This is a genomic window from Sphingomonas sp. PAMC 26617, assembly GCF_000242835.1.
GTDB lineage: Bacteria > Pseudomonadota > Alphaproteobacteria > Sphingomonadales > Sphingomonadaceae > Sphingomonas.
The window spans coordinates 1,501,388-1,517,302 of the sequence record NZ_JH594425.1 but is presented as its reverse complement, the minus strand read 5'-3'; the positions used below and the strand labels follow the sequence as shown (position 1 = coordinate 1,517,302).

Genomic DNA, 15,915 nt, shown 5'->3' with positions numbered 1-15,915 from the left:
ACAACGAAGACGCCCGGTAAACGAAGGTGCGTGGTGGGCTCGCCGGGATTCGAACCCGGGACCTACAGATTAAAAGTCCGTTGCTCTACCGACTGAGCTACGAGCCCTCACGTCGAAGCGCGTTAGGAGCGGATCGGCGTCGGGTCAACCTTGCGCAAGCGGCTGGCGAGCTGACGGATCGTCCGTCCGCTCGACGGATCGCGCCAGCGCGGGGCGATCGTCGCGAGCGGGCCGAGCACGAAGTCGCGGTCGGCATAGGCGACATGCGGCACGCGCAACCCCGGCGAACGCCACGCCCCACCCGACCACAGGACGATGTCGAGGTCGATCACGCGTGCTGCCCAGCGCCGCCCGCGGCGGCGCCCGAAGTCCCGCTCGATCGCTTTCAGCCGCCGCAGCAGTTCGGGCGGCGAATCGGTGCAGGCAACGACCACGACCGCATTGACGAACCGCCGGATCGACGGGCCGACCGGCGCGGTCTCGATCAGCCGCGATACTGCGATCACCCCTGGCAACCCCGCGATCGCGGCAGTCACTTCGGCGCGCGGGCCCCCGTGCCGCCCGCGGCGGTTCGAACCGATTGCGATCGCATAAAGCGGGGAAGTGGTTGAGATCGTCACCCGAACACGCCTATCGGGTTTCGATGACCTTCGCACCCAGCCCGATCCCCGAATCCGAACCGCCCCGCGATTGCCCGCTGTGCCCCCGCCTCGTCGGCTTCCGCGAGGAACTCCGTCAGGAATTTCCGACCTGGTGGAATGCCCCGGTCAACGCCTTTGGCGATCCGACGGCGTGGCTCGGGATCATAGGCCTAGCGCCGGGCAAGCACGGGGCGAATCGCACCGGGCGCCCCTTCACCGGGGACCATGCCGGGATCCTGCTGTTCGACACGCTTGCGCAGCACGGGCTCGCAACGGGCACCTATGAGGCCAAGCCCGACGATACGCTGCAATTGCAGGGCGCGATGATCATCAACGCGGTCAAATGCCTGCCGCCGCAGAACAAGCCGACACCCGAGGAAATCCGCACATGCCGCCCGTTCCTCGAGGGGCAGATCGCCGCTGTCCCGCAGGCGCGCGTGTTCGTCGCGCTGGGGCAGATCGCGCATCAGTCCGCGGTCAAGGTGCTCGGCGGGCGATTGCCCAAGTGCAAGTTCGGGCATCTCGCCGAACATCGCATGCCCGACGGGCGGATCCTGATCGATAGCTACCATTGCTCGCGCTACAACCAGAACACCGGCCGGCTGACCGCCGAGATGTTCTCTGCCGTGTTCGCACGTGCGGTAGAATTGCGTGACACTACGGCACGTTAACGGAATATTTTCGGTCGAATGGATGAGAGATTTGGTCGTCCAAATCCGATAGGACAACGGTGACCGCGGCGGAGTATTGCAGCGGTCGTGGCGCGTAGCGTACCGATACGCGGGAGTGATTACGGCAAACAGGCGGGTCAAACCGCCGCCCCCGGCCCGGTCGCTCCCGCGGGTCTCCCCTCGACCCGCCGGATCCGCTTCAGATATCCTGGACCAGTCGCCCGTACAATTCGGGCCGACGATCGCGGAAGAATCCGAACGCGGCGCGGTGGCGCTTGACGCGATCGAGATCGATCGTTGCGGTGATCACGCCCTCTTCCTCGCGCCCCAGCTCCGCCAGGATGTCGCCGCGCTCGTCCGCGATGAAGCTGGTGCCGTAAAAGGTCTGGTCGTGCTCGACGCCGACGCGGTTCGCCGCGACGATCGGCACGACGTTCGACACTGCGTGGCCGACCATCGCGCGCCGCCACAGCCGCGCGGTATCGAGCGACGTGTCGTGCGGCTCGCTGCCGATCGCGGTCGGGTAGAACAGGACTTCCGCGCCCATCAGCATCATCGCGCGCGCGGTTTCCGGATACCATTGGTCCCAGCACACCCCGACGCCGAGCGTCGTTTTCGCAGGACCGGGCCACACCTTGAAGCCGGTGTTGCCGGGGCGGAAATAGAATTTCTCCTCATAGCCCGGGCCGTCCGGGATATGGCTCTTGCGATAGACGCCCTGCACCTCGCCATCGGGGCCGATCATCGCGAGGCTGTTATAGTGATGCGGCCCGTCCGCCTCGAAGAAGCTGGTCGGGATCGTCACCTTGAGCGCCTCGGCGAGCGCCTGCATCGCGAGCACCGCCTTGTGCTCGCCGACCGGCTTGGCGTTGGAGAACAGGCCCTCGTCCTCGACCCGGCAGAAATATTCGCCCTCGAACAATTCGGGCGGCAGGATCACCTGCGCGCCCCGGCTCGCGGCCTCGCGCACGAGTTCCGAGACATGCTCGATATTCGCGTCCATATCGTTCGAGAAAGCGAGTTGCAGCGCGGCGACGGTGATTTCGGTCATGCGCCGCCATATCGTGCTTCGTGCGCCAGATTCAAACGGGATATCGCTGATGGAACGCCTGTTCGAGACGATTGCCCAACGTGTCGCCAATTGGGCGGGGCGCCCGATCGCCTTCGTCACCGCCTTCACGGTGGTGGTCGTGTGGGGGATGACCGGCCCGCTGTTCCATTATTCGGACACGTGGCAGCTCGTCATCAACACCTCGACGACGATCGTGACGTTCCTGATGGTGTTCCTGATCCAGAATGCGCAGAATCGCGATGCGTCGGCGATCCAGGCCAAGCTCGACGAGATCATCCGCGCGACGACGGACGCGCGCAACGAGTTCATCGGGATCGAGCACATGACTCAGGACGAACTCGAGCGGATCAAGCGCGTGCTCGAGCGGGAGTGCGGGGACGACACGACGCATCATGAATCGATCGAGCGGTTGTTGGGGCGGCTTTAGGGTCCCGCCGCTGTGTGTTCCTGCGCCGGCAGGAACCCAGAGTTGCAGACGTCGCGTTCGTTTGACGGAATCCCCCGACCCGTTCGGGCTGAGCGAAGTCGAAGCCCCGCTCGCGCCACAGGCCCCGCTGAGGGCGGCAAGCGGCCCTTCGACTGCGCTCAGGGCGAACGGAAGAGGTCAGTCTAGCGTGGCCCCGCGCGCAACGTGATCCGCGTCAGCTCCGACGGCACGCCCAGCCGCAGCGCGAACCCCGGCCACAACCCCGTGCCGTTGCTGACGTACAGCGTCATGCCCTCGACGGCGTAGCGCCCCGAGACGAACCCGGCGTTGCCGCGCGCGACCAGCCGGTCGAGCCCGACGATCATCCCGCCGTGCGTATGCCCCGACAGTTGCAACGCCACACCGCGCGCCGCCGCCGCCCGCGCCATCCGCGGCTGATGATCGAGCAGGATGATCGGCGCGCCCGCCGGTGCGCCTGCCAGCGCCTTCCCCAGATCGGGCACGGAATGGCCGGTTTCGCGCGCCGACAGATCGGTGACGCCCGCGATCACCAGCCGCCCGTCGCCGCGCGTCAGCACCGCGTGCGCGTTGGGGAGCAAGTGCATTCCCATCCCCGCGAAATGCGCCATCCACGCCTCATATTCGAAGAAATATTCGTGGTTGCCCGGGATCGCGTAGATCCCGTCGGCGGCGTGCAAGCCCCGCAGCGGTTCCACATCCGCGCGGCGCATCGCGATCGATCCGTCAATGAAGTCGCCGGTCACGACGATCAGATCGGGGTGCAGCGCATTGGTGCGATCGACCACCGCCTGCGTCCAGCGCGCGGGGAACAGGCGGCTGATGTGGAGGTCGGTCAGCTGCACCAGCGTATAGCCGTCGAACGCCGCGGGCAGCCCGGGGATGACCACGTCGATATCGCGCACCGGCGGCACCCGCTGCGCCTGCGCCACGCCCAGGCCGGCCAGCACCAGCGCCGCCAACCCCATGGCGTAGCGCACCGCCACCGGCACCACGAAGCCACCCTGCCCGATCAGCAGCGCGGGCAGGCGCGCAAGATCGACCGCCAATTGGAACACCGCGAGCAACAGGATCGCGCCATATGCTAGGTTGAACGCGAGCACGACGCCGCGCGGCATCTCGGGCGCGAACGGTGACCCCGAGGACAGCCGGCTCCACAACAGGAATTGCGATCCGATCAGCAGCACGCCCGCGAGGATCACCTTGGCCGCCGGATGCCACGGGAGCGGCAGGATGAAGCGCAGCGTGACGAACAGCCATGGCAGGCTGAAAAGCAGGTGGAAGATCAGGCGTTCCTTCTGGGGTTTGCGGGCGTGGTTCGACCGGTTCGCGGGAGCATCTAAGACACCGCCCCCCCCGTTCGTTTCGAGCGAAGTCGAGAAACCTGCGCTGTGCCCGGCTTCTCGACTTCGCTCGAAGCGAACGGGGGAGGATGGGAGGGGAGCCTTCCCCTTACCCCGGAATCTGCTGCGAGATGCAGTGGAAGCTGCCGCCCCCGGTCAGGATCGCATCCGCGCGCAGGCCGACCACGTCGCGCCCCGGGAAGAGCGCCTGCAACGCCGCGACCGCCGCCGCATCGTTGGGCGCGCCGTACAGCGGCACCACCACCGCGGCGTTGCCGATATAGAAGTTCATGTAGCTCGCGGGCACGATCTCCTCGTCGCGGAGAACCCGGCCCGGCGAGGGAATGCGCACCAGGTCGATCCCCGGCATCTCGGCGGCAGCGGCGGCGGCGTGCTGATAGACCAGCCAGTTGGGGTCGTTGTCCGCGGCCTCGGGAATTGCGAGTACCCCCGGCGCGACGAAGCGCGCGAGATTGTCGACATGCCCGTCGGTATGATCGTGCATCAGCCCGTCGCCGAGCCACAGGATCTGCGCGAAGCCGAGATCGTCGTGGAGCCGCTGCTCGATCTGCGCCTGGTCGAGCGCCGGGTTGCGGTTCGGGTTGAGCAGGCATTGCCGGGTCGTGACGAGCAGTCCGGTCCCGTCGCCATCGATCGCGCCGCCCTCAAGCACCCAGTCGCAACGTTCGACCGCGATCTGCCTGTCCTCGGCGAGCCGCCGCCCGATGTCGGAATCGCCCGGCAGATCGTATTTCCCGCCCCAGCCGTTGAAGGCGAAGTCCCGCGCGCTGCCGTCCGACAGCAGGATCGGGGCAGTGTCGCGCAGCCAGATGTCACCGAACGATTCGACCACGATTTCGGCGAAATCGCCCGCCATCGCGCGCGCGGCGGTGGCCGCCTCGTCATCCGCCGCGACGAGCAGGACGCGCTCGCCCCGCCCCTCGGCATGGACCGCGCGCGCGAACGCGACCACTTCGGTCCGCGCGGGCTCGAGGTCTTCGACCCACAATTCGGGATGGCTCGGGAAGCCGATCCAGACGGCGGAGTGCGGGGCCCATTCGGCGGGCGGGACGGCGCGTGTCATGCTTCAAACGTTCCTGTGTTTACTTGCCCGCGCGGCTCTTGTCGCGAATCGCGCGGAATTCGGCGGTGCTGTACCAGTTCGGCCAGCGCGTCCCATCCGCCAATGCACGGCCGAGACCGTAATAGAGCGTCAGGTCCTCGACCGCCCCCGACCAGTCCCACGCCGCATTATATTCGTCCTGCGGCTTGTGATAGCGGTGGACGATATAGTCCTCGGTCGCGGCATGGCCAGCCGCGGTCCCGCCGACGCGCAGATCCTCGCCGGATTCACCGTAGAACATCGGCACGCCAGCCCGCGCAAAGGCGAAATGGTCCGAACGGAAATAGCTGCCGCGCTCTGGGTTGGGCTCGGGCTTCACGACGCGGTCCTGCGCCACGACGAGCGTCTTCATCATGTCCTCGAGCTCGGACTTGCCCGCGCCCGTCACGACGAAGTCCTTCGCGCGACCGACGACGTTCAATCCGTCCATGTTCACGCCGCCGACGGTCTGCGCCATCGGGTAGATCGGATGTTCGGCATAATAGCGCGAACCCAGCAGCCCGCACTCCTCGCAGGTCACCGCGAGAAATACGGTCGAGCGCCGTGCCGGCCCCGCCTTGGTGTTGGCCTCGGCCAGCGCGACCAGCCCGGCGACCCCGCTCGCGTTGTCGAGCGCGCCATTGCAGATGTTATCCCCATCGACCGGGTCGCAGCGCCCGAGATGGTCCCAATGCGCGGTGTGGAAGACGTACTCGCCGGGTGCGCCGCCCTGCGCGGCGGGCTTGCCGGGCAGGATGCCGACGACGTTCTTCGACGCCTGCCGCTTGATCGTGGTGTCGAACGACGCCGATGCGGTCACGCCCAGCGGCACTGCCTTGAACCCCTTGACCTTGGCGGCCTTGTTCAACGCATCGAAATTCTGCCCGGCGCTCGCGAACAGCGCGCGCGCCTTGTCGAGCTGGATCCAGCCGATCGCCTGGCTCTGGTCGGCATGGTCGCCCTTCTCGTCGAGCTCGAGCTGCGGCCCGGTCCAGCTCGACTGGACGACGCCCCAGCCGTAGGCCGCAGGCGCGGTCTCGTGGACGATCAGCGCGCCCGCCGCGCCGTGGCGTGCGGCCTCCTCGAACTTGTAGGTCCAGCGGCCGTAATAGGTCATCGCGCGGCCCTCGAAGAGGCCGGTGTTGTTGGGGGCCTGCCAGTCGGGATCGTTGACCAGGATGACGACGGTCTTGCCGCGCACGTCGACGCCCGCATAATCGTCCCACCCGCGCTCGGGCGCGGTGATGCCATAGCCGACGAACACGACCGGGCTGTCCTTCAGGTCGATCTTCGGCGTGACGCGGTAGGTCGCGAGCACCATGTCGCTGCGATAGGCGAAGCTGACCGGGGTCTTGCCGCCCTTGAACGTCATCGGGGTGACGTTGCGCGCGGTCAGCTCGACCAGCGGCACGTCCTGGAACCACTTGCCGTCGTTGCCCGGCTTGAGCCCCGCCGCCTTGAAGCGTTCGACGATGTACTCGGTCGCCTTGGTTTCGCCCGGCGTGGTCGGCTTGCGGCCCTCGAACGCGTCGGAGGACAGCGTCTTGGTCACGTCCTTCAGCGTCTCGACCGAGATCGCGGGGGCAGGCTTCGTCGCCTGCGCCGCGATCGGTTGCGCCAGTCCCGGCAGCATTGCCAACACAACGCCAAATCCAAGTGTCTCGAAGCTCTTCACCGGCACGCACCCCTATTGCTTGGCCGGTGTTCTGACAGCCTCGCGTGTCGGGCGCAATAACGCCAGCCAGGTGACTTGGCGGCGCGAATTTGCCTGCTATCATCCCGCCCAGGGGAGAAATGGGGATGAGAAAGCGCTTTATTGTGATGGTGTTGCTGGCAACGGCCGCAACGCCCGTGCACGCCGCCAGCGATGCCGCCAAAAAGTTCGGCGCGCGCGAGGAAGTCCAGCAGATCAGCCTGTCGCCGGACGGCAAGCATTTCGTCGCGCTGGTGTCCGATGCAAAGCGCGGGGTCCGCGCGATGGTCTTCCCGACCGACTCGGACACGCCCCCGGTCGTCGTGGTGGCGTCGTCCGGCGAGAAGGAACAGCTCGATTACTGCCAATGGTCGAACAACACCCAGCTGATCTGCGGGCTCAGCATCACCGTCGGGCGCGTCAGCGGGATGCTCGGGTTCGACCGGATCGTCACGCTCAGCGCCGACGGCAAGGACATGAAACTGCTGAGCGCGCGGACCTCGCTCGATTCGGTCGGGATCATGCAGGATGGCGGGCACGTCATCGACTGGCAGGGCGACGCCAAGGGCGACACCGTGCTGATGACGCGGCAATACGTCGCGAAGTCCGATACCGGCACGCATATCGCGGGCGAAGGCGAGGGCATGGGGGTCGAGCGGATCGATCCGGTTACGCTCCACCGCCAGACGGTCGAGCGGCCGCGACCGATCGCGCGCGAATATATTGCCGACGGGCAAGGCCATGTCCGCATCATGGGGCTGCGGCCGACGACCGGGGCGGGCTACAGCGGCGCACGCATGATCTACCAATATCGCAAGCCCGGCGCGACCGCCTGGCTTCCGCTCAGCACCGTGGCCAGCGATTCGCAGACCGAGCAAGGCTTCGATCCCTATGCGGTCGATCCGGCGCTCAACGTCACCTACGGGTTCGACGCGCAGAACGGGCGCAAGGCCCTCTACAAGATCGCACTGGACGGCAGCCTCAAGCGTGACCTCGTGTTCGCGCGGCCCGATGTCGACGTTGCCGGGCTCGTCGTGATCGGCCGACAGCACCGCGTCGTCGGTGCTACCTATGTCACCGATCGGCGACAGGTCGAATTCTTCGATCCGGAATTGAAAAAACTCCAGACGAGCCTTGCCAAGGCGCTGCCCAAGCAGCCGCTCGTCCGTTTCGTCGATGCCAGCGCGGACGAATCCAAGCTGCTGCTATGGACCGGAAGCGATGTCGACCCGGGCGGCTTTGCGCTGTTCGACAAGAAGACGCGGCATCTGGGCGGGCTGCTCCGCTCGCGCCCGCCGCTCGAGGGCGTCACGCTCGCGCCCGTAAAGGCGATCACCTTTCCCGCCGCCGATGGGACGCCGATCCCGGCCTATCTGACGCTGCCCGTCGGCCAGACTCCGGAGAACCTGCCCGCAATCGTCATGCCGCACGGCGGGCCGGGCGCGCGCGACGAATGGGGGTTCGACTGGCTCGCACAATTCTTCGCGGCGAGAGGCTATGCCGTGCTCCAGCCCAACTATCGCGGATCGACGGGGTATGGCGACGGCTGGTTCCAGAAGAACGGCTTCCAGTCGTGGCGCACCGTGATCGGCGACGTCAACGACGGCGGGCACTGGCTGGTGAAGGAGGGGATTGCCGCCCCGTCGACGCTCGCGATCGTCGGCTGGTCCTATGGCGGCTATGCCGCGCTGCAATCCGCGGTGCTCGACCCGGCGCTGTTCAAGGCGATCGTCGCGATCGCCCCCGTCACCGATCTCGACACGCTGCGGCACGAGCATGACAATTACATGGACTATAATCTCGTCGACGCCTTCATCGGCAAGGGACCGCATGTCCGCCAGGGCTCGCACGCGCAGAATGCGGCGAAGATCACCGCGCCGGTGCTGATGTTCCACGGCGACCTCGACCAGAATGTCGGCATCGGCGAATCGCGCCTGATGGCGAGCCGGTTGCGCAACGCGGGCAAGAAGGTCGAGCTGGTCGAGTTCAAGGGGCTGACGCACCAGCTCGACGACAGCGAGGCACGGACCACGATGCTCGATCGCAGCGACACGTTCCTGCGCGCGACGATGGGGATCCAGTAGGGGGCTGGTTTCAGGCTTTCCCCACCCCCCATCCGTTCGGGTTGGGCGCAGTCGAAGCCCCCTCTCCCCACGGGCCTTGGCCTGTGTGCGCGCGGCCCTTCGACTGCGCTCAGAGCGAACGGGACGGGGGGGGGGGGCAGGCAGCGCCACGAAAAAGGGCGGCCCCAGCGGGACCGCCCTTTTTGTCTCGAACCGCGCCGTGGCAAAGCCACGTCGTGGGACGGGGCGGTGCCCCGCCGGCCGCTCGCGAGGGATGTCCGGATTAGCCGAGGCTAATCCGCGTCATCAGCGCGAGTAGAACTCGACCACGAGGTTCGGTTCCATCTTCACCGGGTAAGGCACTTCGTCGAGCGACGGGACGCGCGTGAAGGTGACCTTGGCCGCGCCGTCCGGAGCGACGTAATCGGGGATGTCGCGCTCGGCGAGCTGCTGCGCTTCGAGCACCAGCGCCATTTCCTTGGCCTTGTCGCCCAGCGTGATCTCGTCACCGACGAAGCAGCGACGCGACGCGATGTTGCACTTCACGCCGTTGACGCGGACGTGGCCGTGCGAGACGAGCTGACGCGCCGCCCAGACGGTCGGGGCGAACTTCGCGCGATACACGATCATGTCGAGACGCTGCTCGAGCAGGCCGATCAGGTTCTGGCCGGTGTCACCCTTCATGCGCGCTGCCTCGGTGTAGCAGGCGCGGAACTGCTTCTCGGTCACGTCGCCATAGTAGCCCTTGAGCTTCTGCTTGGCGCGGAGCTGGATACCGAAGTCCGAGACCTTGCCTTTGCGGCGCTGGCCGTGCTGGCCGGGGCCGTACTCACGCTTGTTGACGGGCGACTTGGGACGACCCCAGATATTCTCGCCCATCCGGCGATCGAGCTTGTACTTTGCGCTGCTACGCTTCGACATGATGAATTCCTTGCAAGTGCCAATAACAAGACCAACGCCGCGGTGAGGCTTTGCTGATCGATACCCGGTCATCGCTCCGCCTGACCCGAGGGTCTGGTCGGGGCCACCGCTTCACCGGGGTGCGGGGCCTTTTGCGAAGGCGGGCGGGTAGCGGGGGATGCGGCGTGAGTCAAGCTGGACAGGCTGGCAATGCCGCGCCAAGGGCTGTGCGCATGACCGATCCGATCCTCCCCGGCCCCGACTGCACGACGATGACCGAGGTGCGCGCAGGCGTCGACGCGCTCGACCGCGATCTGGTCGCGCTGCTGGCGCGCCGCTTCGCCTATATGGATGCAGCGGCACGGATCAAACCCGCGCGCACCGCGGTCCGCGACGAAGCGCGCAAGACGCAGGTCATCGCGAACGCCTGCGCCGAAGCGCGCGCGGCCGGCGTGCCCGAGGATGTCGTGGCCGACCTCTGGGAGCGCCTGGTCGAGGCGTCGATCGCCTATGAGCTGGCGGCGTTCGACCGGCGGTAGACGCGTCTCAGTTCGGAAGCGGCAGGGCGTGCCCGCTCATTTCCTTTTGCGAGATATAGCGTTCCGCGGCGGTCTGCCGGCTCGCGCCGATCTCGGCCCATTCGGCGCGGGTGTGGCACACGCGCTTCGGGAAGAGCGATCCCGTGACGTCCTCGGCGCGGCAGATTTTCTTGTCCGGATCGGCGATCGGCTTGGCGGCGACCGCGGGATCGGCTGCGTGGGCGATCATGGGCGAACTCAGCAAAATCGCGGCAAGTACAAGTTTCATAACGTCCCCCGAATCCGATATCGCCCGAGCGTATCGGGGGACGATCCGCCAATCAAGAACCGCGCGGCTTCTTTCCGCTGAGCGAACTCAGCACGCCGCGCATCGTGCGGACTTCCTGCGTCGACCAGCCGGGCTTGGTCAGCAACGTCCGCAAGGTCCGACGCGTCACCGGCGTCCGCGCGGGGGGAAAGAAGAAGTCGCTCTCTACCAGCATCGCGTCGAGCTGCGCGATCATCCCGTCGAGCTCCGCCTGCGGCGCCGGGAGCGGCAGGTCGACCTCGGGCGGGCTGGCGAGCGCGACGCCCTTCGACCATTCATACGCGACGAGGATCACCGCCTGCGCCAGGTTGAGCGAGCCGAACTCTGGGTTGATCGGCACGGTGATGATGCTGCGCGCGACCGCGACGTCGTCGGTCTCGAGGCCGGAGCGTTCGGGGCCGAACAGGATCGCCGAGCGGCCTGCGGTCGCGTGGATCGCCTGCGCGGCAGCCTCGGGCGTGACGACGGGCTTGGTCACGCCGCGCTTGCGCACCGTCGTGGCATAGACGTGCGCGCAATCCGCGATGGCCTCGGCGACGGTCTCGAACACCTGCGCCTGTTCGAGCACGATGTCCGCGCCCGACGCGGCCGGACCGGCGCCGGGATTGGGCCAGCCGTCGCGCGGGGAGACGAGGCGCAGTTCGGTCAGCCCGAAATTGAGCATCGCGCGCGCGGCCTTGCCGATGTTCTCGCCGAGCTGGGGGCGGACGAGGACGAGGACGGGGGGTGGGGCGGGCGCGGTTTCGGGCGTTTCGCTTGGGGCGGTGCTTCGACTTCGCTCAGCACGAACGGATGGAGGAGTGTCCAACGCAACGTCGTCCATCTGTTCATCCGTTTTCGTTACGCTCTCCCCTTCTTCCGTTCGCCCTGAGCGCAGTCGAAGGGCCCTCTCCGCGGGCGGTATCGCGGCCTCATGCAGCGCCTGCCAGTCCGATCGCATCAACGCTTCCTTCTTTACCCGTGTCCACCCCTTGATCTGGCGCTCAGCCTCAAGCGCCTCGATCCGCGAGGGAAAATCCTGCGACCACGCCAGTACAACGGGTCGGCGCGTCTGCGTATAACCTTCAATCGTACCGGACTGATGTTGCCCGATGCGGCCCTCAAGGTTGTCGGTGTGCCCGGTATAATAGCTGCCGTCGCTACAGCGAAGAATGTAGACCCAGAAGCTCATCGTGCGGCCCTATCCTTCGATACGCGTCTTCGACTTCGCTCAGCCGCTACTCGGGACGAACGGAAGTGGGTGAAACCGGGGATGAAAGCAGAGGCAAACGATCCGCCCCTACCCCTTCCCCACCTCGCTCACATTCCCCGCAAACTCCTCGAAGTCGCGCGCCTCGCGGAAGTCCTTATACACGCTCGCAAACCGGATGTAGGCGACCGAGTCGAGGCCCTTCAGCCCCTCCATCACCATCTCGCCGATCCGCCCCGAGCGCACCTCGTTCTCGCCGAGCGTCTCGAGCTGGCGCTGGATCCCCGACACCAGTTTCTCGAGCTGCACCGCCTCGATCGGCCGCTTGCGCGCCGCGATCGAGACCGAGCGGCGCAGCTTCTCGCGGTCGAACGGCTCGCGCTTCAGGCCCGCCCCTTCGCTCTTCACCACGGTCAGTTCGCGCAGCTGGATCCGCTCGAACGTGGTGAAGCGCGCGCCGCAGCCCTCGCATTGCCGCCGCCGCCGGATCGCGCCCGCATCCTCGGTCGGGCGCGAATCCTTTACCTGGCTGTCTTCATGGCCGCAGAACGGACAGCGCAATCACATGCCCTCGGGATAGATCGGGAAGCGCGCGCACAAGGTACGAACGCGCTCGCGGACATTGGCCTCGACCTGCGGGTCGCCATGCTCGCCGTGGGTGCGAAGCCCGCCCAGCACGTCGGCGACCATGTTGCCGATCTCGCGGAACTCGGCCGGGCCGAACCCGCGCGTCGTGCCGGCAGGCGAACCGACGCGGATCCCGCTGGTCTTGGTCGGCGGGAGCGGATCGTTGGGGATGCCGTTCTTGTTGCAGGTGATGCCGGCACGCTCGAGCGCCTCGTCGGCATCCTTGCCGGTCACGCCCAGGGGCGTCAGGTCGATCAGCGCGAGATGCGTGTCGGTCCCGCCCGAGACGACCTCCGCGCCGCGCTCCTTGAGCGTGGCGGCGAGGATCTTGGCATTCTCGATCACCGCAGCGATGTAGCTCTTGTAGCCGGGCTGGAGCGCCTCGCCGAACGCGACCGCCTTCGCCGCAATGACGTGCATCAGCGGGCCACCCTGCAGCCCCGGGAACACCGCCGAGTTGAACTTCTTGCCGAGCGCCTCGTCATTGCTGAGGATCATACCGCCGCGCGGGCCGCGCAGCGTCTTGTGCGTCGTCGTGGTGACGACATGCGCGTGCGGCAGCGGCGACGGATGCAGCCCGGCTGCGACCAGACCCGAGAAATGCGCCATGTCGACGAGGAAATACGCGCCCACTTCGTCCGCGATCGCGCGGAACTTGGCGAAATCGATCTGGCGCGGATAGGCCGAGCCACCCGCGATGATCAGCTTGGGCTTGTGCTCACGCGCCAGCGTGGCGACTTCGTCGAAGTCGATCAGGTGGCTGACCGGATCGACGCCGTACTGCACCGCGTTGAACCACTTGCCCGACATCGCCGCGCGCGCGCCGTGCGTCAGGTGCCCGCCTGCGTCGAGGCTCATGCCGAGGATCGTCTCGCCCGGCTTGACCAGAGCGAGCATCACCGCGCCGTTCGCCTGCGCGCCCGAATGCGGCTGGACGTTGACATAAGCGCAATCGAACAGCGCCTTGGCGCGGTCGATCGCGAGCTGCTCGACCTCGTCCGACGGCGCGCAACCCTGGTAGTAGCGCTTGCCGGGATAGCCCTCGGCGTACTTGTTGGTGAAGACCGACCCTTGCGCCTGCAACACCGCCTTGGAGACGATGTTCTCGCTCGCGATCAGCTCGATCTGGGTCTGCTCGCGCGTCAGCTCGTGCGCGATCGCGCCGAACACTGCGGGGTCTCCGTCCGCGAGGCCCTGAGTGAAGAAGCCGTCAGGCTGGACGTCGTGGAGCTGGGTCGGGTTGGTGCTCATGCCGGTTCTCTCAGGAAAGCGGGGGCGCCGAGCTTGTCGACGCGGGGTTGATGACGGCCACCGGCGAAACCGGTGGCAAGAAAGGCGGAGATGCACGCGCGGGCCATGTCCTCGCCGACGAGCCGGGCGCCCATCGCGATGACCGTCGCATCGTTATGCTCGCGCGCAAGCGCGGCGGACAGCGGTTCGGATACGAGTGCGCAGCGCACCGCCGGGTTGCGGTTGACCGCGATCGAGATGCCGATGCCCGAGCCGCACAAGGCGATCCCGCGCTCCGCGCGCCCGTCGGCGATGGCGGCGGCGAGCGCGAAACCGTAATCGGGATAATCGACGCGCGCATCGCTGTCGGGGCCGAGATCGAGCACGTCATGGCCCTGCTCGGCGAGCCAGCCGGCCAGCCCCTGCTTGAGCGCAAAGGCGGCGTGATCGGATGCGATGGCGATGCGCAAGGCTGCACGCGCTCCCAAGTAAGAGCCCCGGTGCGGGGCGGGTTGGATGACCGCGCCCTTACCGGCGCAGCCGCCAAAATGCCACAGCGAACCACGATCGCGAAAAACAATTCGACCAAATCGACCTCGGGCGATTGCCGCCCGGATATTGCCGGGCTACGCCATTGACCGTGACGGATTTCCCGCCCGATGCTGCAGCAGCCCCCGCCCCGGCCCCACGGCCGACGGGCGAATCGCCCGAGGCGATGGCGCGGGCACGGCTGGTCGAGGCGCTGGTGCGCACCGGCGAGGAAGACCGTGTCGCATTCCGGGATTTGTATTCCCTCACGTCTGCGAAGCTTTTCGGGATTTGCTACCGTATCTGCGGCGAAAGGCAGGCAGCGGAAGACGTGTTGCACGACGTATATCTCACGATCTGGAAGCGCGCCGGGGCGTATGAACCCTCGCGCGCCAGCCCGATCACGTGGCTCGCCACGATCGCGCGCAACCGTGCGATCGACTGGCAGCGCGCGCAGACCGTCCGCCGCTCCACCCCGATCGAGGATGCGCCGCCGATCCGCGACACCGCGCCGATCGCAAGCGAGACGATGCTCGACGACGAGGCGAACCATTTGTTGCGCGAGTGCCTCGAGACGCTCGAACAGCGCCAGCGTGGCGCGATCCACACCGCCTTTTTCGACGGCGTGACCTATGCCGAACTCGCCGAACGCCAGGGCATCCCGCTCGGCACGATGAAGAGCTGGGTGCGGCGCGGGCTTGCCCGGCTGCGCGAGTGCCTCGAGCGATGACCGACGTGCGGCATCCGGACATTCCAGGCGACGACGGCCCCGACATGACCGCGGCGGAACTCGCGCTCGGCGTGCTCGAGGGCGACGAGCGCGCGCAGGCGATGCGGCGCGTGCTGTCCGAACCCGGTTTCGCGCGCGCGGTCGAGCAATGGCGCGGCTATCTGGCGCAACTGTTCGACCTGTGGCCGGCGATGGCCGCGCCCGACATCCTGCCGCGGATCGAACGTTCGATCGATCGCCTGAACGGGGCGACCGGTGACGTCGCGCCGCATCCCCGCGCGAGCCGCCTGTGGCCGTCGCTCGCGGCATTGTCGAGCATCGCGGCGGTTGGGCTGCTGGCGATCCTGCTGGTCCGCCCGCTATCGCTCCCGACCGTACCGCCACCCCCGCCGCCGTCGCGGGCGACCCCGGTCGCCGCGCCGCTGCCGACGCTGGTCGCCTCGCTCGAGCCCGAAGGCAAGCAGGCACCGATGACGGTCGTCTACGACCAGCGCAGCGGCACGCTCCGGCTGACCGAGACGACGCTCGCGCGCGCCGAGCATAGCGCCGAATTGTGGGTCATTCCCGGCGACGGGACGCCACGGTCGCTGGGTCTGCTGCACGATAGCGGCGGGACCGCGCTCGCGCTCAGCCCGACCGTTCGCGCGTATCTCGCGGCGGGCGCTACGCTCGCTGTGTCGATCGAGCCGGTCGGCGGGTCGAAGACCGGAGCACCGACGGGTCCGGTGGTCGCCAAGGGCGCGCTGTCGCCGGTCTGACCGGTCACCCGAAAATAATTACGATCCCGCAACGGCGTCCTGCATCCGCCATTCCGGGTGCCGCGTATCTCCGGCGC

General features: G+C 67.3%; 17 protein-coding genes and 1 tRNA gene. 6 read left to right on the top strand and 12 right to left on the bottom strand.

Annotation, left to right across the window (positions count from 1 at the left end):
• Positions 1 to 31: 31 nt before the first annotated feature.
• Positions 32 to 107, bottom strand: a tRNA-Lys gene (locus RH91_RS06605).
• A 15-nt stretch (positions 108 to 122) separates the two neighbouring features.
• On the bottom strand, positions 123 to 620 hold the full coding sequence (gene folK, locus RH91_RS06600; protein ID WP_010161835.1) for a 2-amino-4-hydroxy-6-hydroxymethyldihydropteridine diphosphokinase: 498 nt from the start codon (positions 618 to 620) through the stop codon (positions 123 to 125).
• A 23-nt stretch (positions 621 to 643) separates the two neighbouring features.
• Here folK and RH91_RS06595 point away from each other — a divergent pair, with 23 nt between their 5' ends.
• Entirely contained in the window at positions 644 to 1,312 is a 669-nt protein-coding gene (locus tag RH91_RS06595) for a uracil-DNA glycosylase (RefSeq protein ID WP_010161834.1), read from the top strand.
• A gap of 199 nt (positions 1,313 to 1,511) precedes the next feature.
• Here the strand turns inward: RH91_RS06595 and aguB are convergent, their stop codons facing one another.
• The gene (aguB, locus tag RH91_RS06590; protein ID WP_010161833.1) at positions 1,512 to 2,363 is read right to left on the bottom strand and encodes an N-carbamoylputrescine amidase; all 852 of its coding nucleotides are present in this window, start codon (positions 2,361 to 2,363) and stop codon (positions 1,512 to 1,514) included.
• A gap of 49 nt (positions 2,364 to 2,412) precedes the next feature.
• On the opposite strand from aguB, the gene RH91_RS06585 reads away from it, so the two are divergent.
• Positions 2,413 to 2,811: a low affinity iron permease family protein gene (locus RH91_RS06585; RefSeq protein WP_010161832.1), complete on the top strand. Its 399-nt coding sequence runs from the start codon at positions 2,413 to 2,415 to the stop codon at positions 2,809 to 2,811.
• A 182-nt stretch (positions 2,812 to 2,993) separates the two neighbouring features.
• Here RH91_RS06585 and RH91_RS06580 read toward each other — a convergent pair whose 3' ends face one another.
• From RH91_RS06580 to RH91_RS06570, 3 genes are all read right to left on the bottom strand, one after another.
• A complete protein-coding gene (locus RH91_RS06580; RefSeq protein WP_010161830.1) occupies positions 2,994 to 4,031 on the bottom strand; it encodes a metallophosphoesterase in 1,038 nt (345 codons plus the stop codon).
• Between the two features lie 250 nt (positions 4,032 to 4,281).
• A complete protein-coding gene (locus RH91_RS06575; RefSeq protein WP_010161829.1) occupies positions 4,282 to 5,256 on the bottom strand; it encodes an agmatine deiminase family protein in 975 nt (324 codons plus the stop codon).
• A gap of 19 nt (positions 5,257 to 5,275) precedes the next feature.
• Entirely contained in the window at positions 5,276 to 6,907 is a 1,632-nt protein-coding gene (locus RH91_RS06570; protein ID WP_010161828.1) for a M28 family metallopeptidase, read from the bottom strand.
• A 167-nt stretch (positions 6,908 to 7,074) separates the two neighbouring features.
• Here RH91_RS06570 and RH91_RS06565 point away from each other — a divergent pair, with 167 nt between their 5' ends.
• Positions 7,075 to 9,051, top strand: a complete 1,977-nt coding sequence (locus RH91_RS06565) for an alpha/beta hydrolase family protein (RefSeq protein WP_232283424.1) — start codon at positions 7,075 to 7,077, stop codon at positions 9,049 to 9,051.
• A 285-nt stretch (positions 9,052 to 9,336) separates the two neighbouring features.
• Here RH91_RS06565 and rpsD read toward each other — a convergent pair whose 3' ends face one another.
• Positions 9,337 to 9,951, bottom strand: a complete 615-nt coding sequence (gene rpsD / locus RH91_RS06560) for a 30S ribosomal protein S4 (RefSeq protein ID WP_010161826.1) — start codon at positions 9,949 to 9,951, stop codon at positions 9,337 to 9,339.
• A 212-nt stretch (positions 9,952 to 10,163) separates the two neighbouring features.
• Here rpsD and RH91_RS06555 point away from each other — a divergent pair, with 212 nt between their 5' ends.
• Positions 10,164 to 10,469 carry a chorismate mutase gene (locus tag RH91_RS06555; RefSeq protein WP_010161825.1) on the top strand — a complete coding sequence of 102 codons (306 nt, stop codon included), beginning with the start codon at positions 10,164 to 10,166 and terminating at the stop codon, positions 10,467 to 10,469.
• Between the two features lie 7 nt (positions 10,470 to 10,476).
• On the opposite strand, the gene RH91_RS06550 is transcribed toward RH91_RS06555, so the two are convergent.
• The 5 genes from RH91_RS06550 to rpiB all read right to left on the bottom strand — a co-directional run bounded on the left by RH91_RS06550 (position 10,477) and on the right by rpiB (position 14,292).
• Positions 10,477 to 10,698: a hypothetical protein gene (locus RH91_RS06550; protein WP_010161823.1), complete on the bottom strand. Its 222-nt coding sequence runs from the start codon at positions 10,696 to 10,698 to the stop codon at positions 10,477 to 10,479.
• 91 nt (positions 10,699 to 10,789) lie between these two features.
• Positions 10,790 to 11,947: a TrmH family RNA methyltransferase gene (locus RH91_RS21535; protein WP_010161822.1), complete on the bottom strand. Its 1,158-nt coding sequence runs from the start codon at positions 11,945 to 11,947 to the stop codon at positions 10,790 to 10,792.
• 108 nt (positions 11,948 to 12,055) lie between these two features.
• On the bottom strand, positions 12,056 to 12,526 hold the full coding sequence (gene nrdR, locus RH91_RS06540; protein WP_010161821.1) for a transcriptional regulator NrdR: 471 nt from the start codon (positions 12,524 to 12,526) through the stop codon (positions 12,056 to 12,058).
• Complete coding sequence (gene glyA / locus RH91_RS06535) at positions 12,527 to 13,843, bottom strand: serine hydroxymethyltransferase (RefSeq protein WP_010161820.1); 1,317 nt, start codon at positions 13,841 to 13,843, stop codon at positions 12,527 to 12,529. It lies immediately after the preceding gene.
• The gene (gene rpiB, locus RH91_RS06530) at positions 13,840 to 14,292 is read right to left on the bottom strand and encodes a ribose 5-phosphate isomerase B (protein WP_010161818.1); all 453 of its coding nucleotides are present in this window, start codon (positions 14,290 to 14,292) and stop codon (positions 13,840 to 13,842) included. The genes glyA and rpiB overlap by 4 nt, the downstream gene beginning before the upstream one ends.
• Before the next feature lie 245 nt (positions 14,293 to 14,537).
• On the opposite strand from rpiB, the gene RH91_RS06525 reads away from it, so the two are divergent.
• A complete protein-coding gene (locus RH91_RS06525; RefSeq protein ID WP_010161817.1) occupies positions 14,538 to 15,080 on the top strand; it encodes a sigma-70 family RNA polymerase sigma factor in 543 nt (180 codons plus the stop codon).
• The gene (locus tag RH91_RS06520) at positions 15,077 to 15,838 is read left to right on the top strand and encodes an anti-sigma factor (RefSeq protein ID WP_010161816.1); all 762 of its coding nucleotides are present in this window, start codon (positions 15,077 to 15,079) and stop codon (positions 15,836 to 15,838) included. The genes RH91_RS06525 and RH91_RS06520 overlap by 4 nt, the downstream gene beginning before the upstream one ends.
• The last annotated feature ends 77 nt before the right edge of the window (positions 15,839 to 15,915 follow it).

What these genes read in the sequence shown, in the direction of transcription:
- RH91_RS06565 (WP_232283424.1), top strand. Translation starts at nt 7,075, where the DNA reads ATGAGAAAGCGCTTTATTGTGATGGTGTTGCTGGCAACGGCCGCAACG.
- RH91_RS06575 (WP_010161829.1), bottom strand. Translation starts at nt 5,256, where the DNA reads ATGACACGCGCCGTCCCGCCCGCCGAATGGGCCCCGCACTCCGCCGTC.
- aguB (WP_010161833.1), bottom strand. Translation starts at nt 2,363, where the DNA reads ATGACCGAAATCACCGTCGCCGCGCTGCAACTCGCTTTCTCGAACGAT.
- RH91_RS21535 (WP_010161822.1), bottom strand. Translation starts at nt 11,947, where the DNA reads ATGAGCTTCTGGGTCTACATTCTTCGCTGTAGCGACGGCAGCTATTAT.
- RH91_RS06570 (WP_010161828.1), bottom strand. Translation starts at nt 6,907, where the DNA reads ATGCTGCCGGGACTGGCGCAACCGATCGCGGCGCAGGCGACGAAGCCT.
- RH91_RS06550 (WP_010161823.1), bottom strand. Translation starts at nt 10,698, where the DNA reads ATGATCGCCCACGCAGCCGATCCCGCGGTCGCCGCCAAGCCGATCGCC.
- RH91_RS06520 (WP_010161816.1), top strand. Translation starts at nt 15,077, where the DNA reads ATGACCGACGTGCGGCATCCGGACATTCCAGGCGACGACGGCCCCGAC.
- RH91_RS06595 (WP_010161834.1), top strand. Translation starts at nt 644, where the DNA reads ATGACCTTCGCACCCAGCCCGATCCCCGAATCCGAACCGCCCCGCGAT.
- RH91_RS06525 (WP_010161817.1), top strand. Translation starts at nt 14,538, where the DNA reads ATGGCGCGGGCACGGCTGGTCGAGGCGCTGGTGCGCACCGGCGAGGAA.
- RH91_RS06585 (WP_010161832.1), top strand. Translation starts at nt 2,413, where the DNA reads ATGGAACGCCTGTTCGAGACGATTGCCCAACGTGTCGCCAATTGGGCG.
- RH91_RS06555 (WP_010161825.1), top strand. Translation starts at nt 10,164, where the DNA reads ATGACCGATCCGATCCTCCCCGGCCCCGACTGCACGACGATGACCGAG.
- rpsD (WP_010161826.1), bottom strand. Translation starts at nt 9,951, where the DNA reads ATGTCGAAGCGTAGCAGCGCAAAGTACAAGCTCGATCGCCGGATGGGC.
- glyA (WP_010161820.1), bottom strand. Translation starts at nt 13,843, where the DNA reads ATGAGCACCAACCCGACCCAGCTCCACGACGTCCAGCCTGACGGCTTC.